Genomic DNA, 563 nt, shown 5'->3' with positions numbered 1-563 from the left:
AACATCTTCTTCGCGTCCCACATCACCGATTCGAGCCGTTCGGCGATATCGAAGAGCTTGGTGTCGCCCGCTTCCTTCGAGAGCGTCTTCGCGACTTCCTTGATGACCTTGTTGCGCGGATCGGAGATCGTGTACACCGGATGACCGAAGCCGATCACCACTTCCTTGGCTTCGACGCGGCGCTTGATGTCGCTTTCCGCTTCGTCCGGCGACTCATAGCGCGACTGGATTTCGTAGGCCACTTCGTTCGCGCCGCCGTGCTTCGGGCCGCGCAGCGCGCCGATCGCGCCGGTGATTGCCGAATACATGTCGGAACCCGTGCCGGCGATCACGCGCGCGGTGAACGTCGAGGCGTTGAATTCATGCTCGGCGTAGAGATTGAGCGAGACGTGCATCGCCTCGACCCACGACTTCGACGGCGCCTTGCCGTGCAGCAAATGCAGGAAGTGTCCGCCGATGGAATCGTCGTCCGTTTCCACTTCGATGCGCTTGCCGTTGTGCGAATAGTGATACCAGTACAGCAGCATCGAGCCGAGCGAAGCCATCAGGCGATCGGCGATATC

At 60.6% G+C, this 563-nt stretch carries 1 protein-coding gene; it reads right to left on the bottom strand.

All coding sequences use genetic code 11. The features are described 5' to 3' along the window. A partial coding sequence (locus tag AWB70_RS38125; RefSeq protein WP_327350591.1) for a citrate/2-methylcitrate synthase occupies nucleotides 1-563 on the bottom strand: 563 nt, incomplete at both ends.

The sequence above is a fragment of the Caballeronia cordobensis genome, from assembly GCF_001544575.2.
Taxonomy (GTDB): domain Bacteria; phylum Pseudomonadota; class Gammaproteobacteria; order Burkholderiales; family Burkholderiaceae; genus Caballeronia; species Caballeronia cordobensis.
Note: the sequence above shows the minus strand (reverse complement) of the source record. Positions and strands in the feature narration are given on the sequence as shown.